Origin of the sequence: Candidatus Seongchinamella marina (assembly GCF_026262685.1) — a bacterium.
Lineage (GTDB): Bacteria > Pseudomonadota > Gammaproteobacteria > Pseudomonadales > Halieaceae > Halioglobus > Halioglobus marinus.
In genome coordinates, this window is sequence record NZ_SHNP01000015.1 from 1 (window position 1) to 5,485 (window position 5,485).

Consider the following 5,485-nt stretch of genomic DNA (forward strand, 5'->3'; position numbering starts at 1 on the left):
CACCCAGATCTTCACCGCTTTCTAACGCCGCCAGTATGGCGTCTATGGATTCATCCTGAACGGCGCTTTCATCAGCGCCGGGAGCAAGGTCTGCCACCATATCAGTGGTGAGAGTCAGTTCGGGTACGTCAACAACCATGGGGCTGCCGTCCGAAAGGGACAGTTCAACCGTGCCGCCGTCGGGCGTTACGATTGTTTCGCCTTCCAGGAGGACATCGCCGGGACGAATTTCGCGCAACTCTCCATCTGCATTCCTTGCGTAAGCGTTGCCGGTGACTGCCACTACGGTTGCGATTGCTACAGGATCCATTGTTATCTCCTTCTGATGGCCGTCGTGGCCACAGTAAAAACTGAATTTTATCGATGATCTGCCCATACAATACGCAAAATTCACGCTATCAGCATCGTACGAAAGGGCAGTTGATTAGAGGTTTAATGACATTTAGTTAAATATAGATAAAAGGTCAAATTTGAGGATAAACGGTACGACTGGGGGATTTACAGGCAGAAAAAAACCCCGCTACCAACGTAGCGGGGTTTGATTAGCGAAAATATTTAATCATTTGTAAGCCGGATTGCTCCTACTCTGATTTATCATTAGTCGCTATTCAACTGACCATTATTCAGCATATTCTGAATGGTTGTCGCCAGGTCGTCGCTGCCCACCAGATCCACTCCTTCTAAGGTAATAGTCTGATCTACGATACCGCCACTGCTATCTCCGCTAGTAAACTGTCCAGCGTTGCTCACTTCGATGACTGTAGCCGTACCATCAAAGACAACATTTAGATATGAAGAGACGTCGTCGCCAGCAACGTCATTGGAGAGAAGGTCTCTCAAATCAAGTGCCTCGGTGGCGAATGAAGTGTCTTCAGCGATCGTGGTACTACCATCGCTCCACGTAACAGCAGACTGACCGAGGATAGTTACATCTCCATCAGCTGCATTGCCCGGCACACTATCAGCGGTGTAATCAAGAGCAATACTCTCCACACCCATTTCGATCAGTGAGGTCAGTTCGCCTGCGTCAGTGACTCCGTCAGAATCGGCGTCTTGCCAAACTGCGAACTCGTCAAACCGCTCATCATTCGCATCAAGGACGCCATCCTGATTAGTATCAAATACTTCAGCAACCGCCTCCATATCGGTCTCTGCGGTATCACTCCACTCGGTAAACACATACTCCTTCGATTCGTTAACCGTACCAGACTTATCAGCATCGATAACAAGAAGACCGTCATCCTGGCCAACCCACGCTGTAGAGACCGATTGGCTAGTAGCCTCATCTGTGAATACCACACCCGAATCGCGAGACATATAGTCCACACCATCGTTCTCAAGATCGAGAACAATGGGAGCGCTAGTACTACTGATTGTTAGCTCATAAAAATAGCTCGCGCTGTCACCATCGCCATCAATCAGGCCAATTTCTAGTTCAAAAGAAGGCGCCAATTGGTTAACGACCGTGTAAGTGTAGTCACCCGTGAGAAAGTTAACTGACAATGTGTTACCAGCAAGTGCTGCAACGCCAGACAGGTTAATTTGCTGTGTTGCGTTATTGGCATCATAATTTGTGGACTGACTACCAATTTTGATCGAGTCGATATAGCCGTCATCTGCACCATAGCTAACCGACAGGTTACTTCCTTCTGTAAACAGATTTCCCGTCAACTGAGTTGACACCGTTCCGCTCACAGCCTCGGCTAGATCCCCGACATCGTCAATATTTACCGGAGTTGCTGCGGTATTGGAATTGGAGAGAGCGCTAATATCGCTCAACACACTGCTTGTATTAACGCTGTAAGCGAAAAAACTATCGACGGCCCCGCTGTTGAGAAAAGTTAACCAAGTAGGCAGATAGGCGATAAAGTCAACCTCATAGTCATCATAGGTATTGCCATCGCCAAAGAAATACATGACATCCTTGTTTGCAGTCATTGGCGCATCGTCGTACTCGCCGACCATTCCGCTCAAGCCTCGCTCGATATCTGTACCCGACTGATCACTGTCTAGGTAACCGCTTACAGTAAAGCCGTCAGATGAAATCCATTCACTGAGTATTGTATTGTCTTCGTAAAATTGTACGATATTCAAATTGACAGCACCGAAGAGCTCATATTCCTGAATCAAAGTGGCTATAGCGCTCTCAGTCAGCGTCAGATCGTTATCACTCATACTCGATGATATGTCGACAATAAATGACAGATTGGTGACGTAAGCCTCTACATTTCCATCTTCTTCTATATCGGCAGCTACCGGCGTATCGTCGTCGAAGGTAATTGCCAGTGAGCCAGTGTCATCAAAGGAACCATCACTGTCCGTTACCTTAATAGCCAAAGTAACAGAGGCATCGTTCTCATCATTGGCGTCGTCATCCACATGCAATACATTCTGCAGCAGTGTCACTGTGTACTGACCTGTCGCTCCACTACCGTCGGTCTCAAAATCAACCTTAAAGACGGCTCCGCGAGCGGCGCTGCTTGCCGTCAGCGTGTTGCCAGCCCAAGCGTAGGTAATCGCCTCTGAACCCAGTGTATCTCCTACGTTAGATGACAGATCAATCGTCACAGGAACATCACCACCCAGGTCAAACCCAGACAGCGAACCAATAAACACTGATTCATCTGGAACCGCTGCAGCAGCGTCGCCCTGATCCGCATCCAGATCACCCGCGGTGCTGGCCGCATTGCCACCCGACAGACCATCGTCATCAACCGCAGCAGTACCTGTACCTGCTACTGGCGCTTTTGTATCACTCAGATTGATCGTAATCGTCGCTTCCGAGGTATCACCGTCAGCATCTGTAATCGTGTAAGTGAACACATCTTGCGCAGCTGGATCGTTATCAACAACATCGTTCGGCTCATACGTCCAATCACCATTAGCCGATATCGTCAACGAACCGAATTCGCCCGCCAGATCACTGCCAACCGTACCAACGACACTCTCATAATTACTGCTTATACCGGTCACTTCAACAGCACGATCAGCGCCCTGATTATCGTTCGTCAGCACATTACCGCCCACGTTCGCACCCGCTTCTTCAGCCGCTACCGCAGTTTCATCAACAGCCGTCGGCGCATCGTCATCAAGAGTTACACGCAATATATCTGTGACACCTGCACCTGGCAGTGAGTCGCTGTCGTAGACCGTGTAGGTCAGATCTACAGACGCATTGACCGCCTCATCGTTTGAGCCGCCTGCATGCAATACGTTGTTCAACAACGCTACCGTATAAGCTCCGGTGTCTTCATTCAAAGTCACCGAGAACAAATCGGTACCTATGCGATCACCATTAGTCGTCGTCGCCGTCAGTACACCACCGGAGTATGCGTAAGCCACATCCTCAAGGCCAATAGTGCCCACAGCACTATCCATCGCAACAAAGTCGACAGAACCAGCACCATCATTTCCAAAACTGAAGTTCAAAGTACCTTCAGAGAATCGCTCGCTCGCATTGCTATCAGCCCCGATCGCATTACTATCAAGATCACCAACAGTGCTCAAAGGGTTACCATCAGTAAGACCATCGTCATCTAGCGCGGCTAAAGTCAAGTTAGCTGTCGGTCCATTCGCATCGACAACGTTAAAGCTCACAGATGCAGTAGCTGTGTCTCCATCGTCATCGGTAACAGTAAATTCGGCTCCTGTAAAAACAGGTTCAGTTACAGGGCTATTTGCAGTGAAAGAATAGCTACCATCTGCTTGAACTTTAATAACACCGTCACCAATGTCATATTCATCGCTGTAGCCATCCTCTCCAAACTCAAGAGTGACTTTGCCGAAAATCTCAGTAACCGCTGCGCCGTCAGCTCCCGCCGAGAAAACTAGCTGTCCAGTAACTGTTGTTCCCTCATTCACATTCGACGTGGCTACCGCTGTCGCAGTCGGAGCGTCATCGTCAAAGCCCACAGTCAATGTGCCTGTCGCTGCAGGACCGTCCGTATCATTTACCGTGTAGGTCAGGTCAACCGAAATATCATTGAGTTCATCATCAGGGCCTTGTGCATGCAGCACGTTGTCTAACAGCGTCACTGTGTAAGCACCCGTCGCGGGGGTTACCTCAACCGTAAACAGAATGCCACGCGGACCAGTCGCGGTTAGCGTGGTACCGGCCCACGTCAGATCTACTGCTTCCTGGCCAACTTGAGCTGTCGTGTTATCCAACGAGGCAAAGTCAACCGAACCGGGGCCGTCTCCACCAAAATCAAGATCCAGTGTGCCGGCAAAGATAGCTTCCTCGGCATTACTATCACCAGGATAAACTGTCAGATCACCAGTCGTACTAGCCGGGTTCCCCCCGGTCAGACCATCATCATCAACCAGCGCTGAGCTATCGCCGCCACTGGGCTCGTTCGCATCAACAACCTGAAATGAGAAATTCGCGGTGGAGACGTCACCATCACCATCAGTAACGGTGTAGGTACCTGTAATCGGATCTACCAGGCTTGTCGTTGGGTTGTCAGCAGTGAACGAGTAAGAGCCATCGGCTTTAACCTTTATCGCTCCATCGTCAAGATCGATAGATTGGCTGAAGCCATCCACGCCAAATTCCAGATCAGTTCCATTGATCTGGGTTACTGTTGCTGCATCTGCTCCTTCGACAAAATCGAACTCGCCGGTCACCGTTGCACCTTCGCTGACATTTTGGTTCGATTCATCACTTGCAAGGGGCACATCATCAACAATGTCTATCACCAGATCGCCTGGTGCCGAATCATCATCGCTATCAGTGACTACCACTGCGAAAGTATCTGAAGTGGCGTCACCACTGGTGTTATCCGTCAGTACGTAGGTGTATTCGATAGCACCGGCAGCGATGCTGTCTATGGTCAGTGTGCCATGTGAACCTGTAAAGGTTTGGCCCGCGACAGTGATTGCCACACCATCTATCGTAATCGCCGCTGGCGCATCTGGCGCCGTGTAAAGGAACGTTCCTGAAGTCTGTTCAGAATCAGACGCTTCATCCGAACCTGCAGGTTCTGCACCGCGAGGCGGGAGACCCGCTTCATCAACCGCAGTGCCAGCTTCACCTTCAACAGGAAGATCCAGTACTACAGGTGCATCGTTGATGGTGATTGTTACAGTCGCTGTATCGCTGCCATCGTCATCAGAGATTGTATAGGTAAAGGTGTCTACACCACTGAAGTTCTCATCAGGTGTGTATTCAAAGGTACCGTCAGTGTTAACCGTCACTGATCCATTGGCAGGATCAGTGTTACTCGTAACAGTGAAGGCATCACCATCCGTTTGAACGTCATTGGGGAAGACCGTGCCGGACACAGATTCGTTCACATCGGTAGTGAATTCATCATTATTGGCGATCGGCGGTGTCTCGGGCTCGGGCTCGGGCTCGGGCTCGGGTGGAGGGTTATCGTTATCCTGAATTGTCACCACGCCCTGCGGATCGGCGATCGTGGCATTGCTCGCATTGCTCAAGTTAAGCAGCAGGTTCTCGGTGGACTCAACTAAAGCATCATCCAGT

The 5,485-nt window shown here is 50.0% G+C and carries 2 protein-coding genes; both read right to left on the reverse strand.

Annotated features, from left to right (window positions below):
• A partial coding sequence (locus tag EYC87_RS19350) for a retention module-containing protein (protein WP_279254346.1) occupies positions 1-310 on the reverse strand: 310 nt, incomplete at its 3' end.
• Positions 311-597: 287 nt separating this feature from the next.
• The coding region (locus EYC87_RS19355; RefSeq protein ID WP_279254347.1) for an Ig-like domain-containing protein at positions 598-5,485 on the reverse strand (4,888 nt) is incomplete at its 5' end.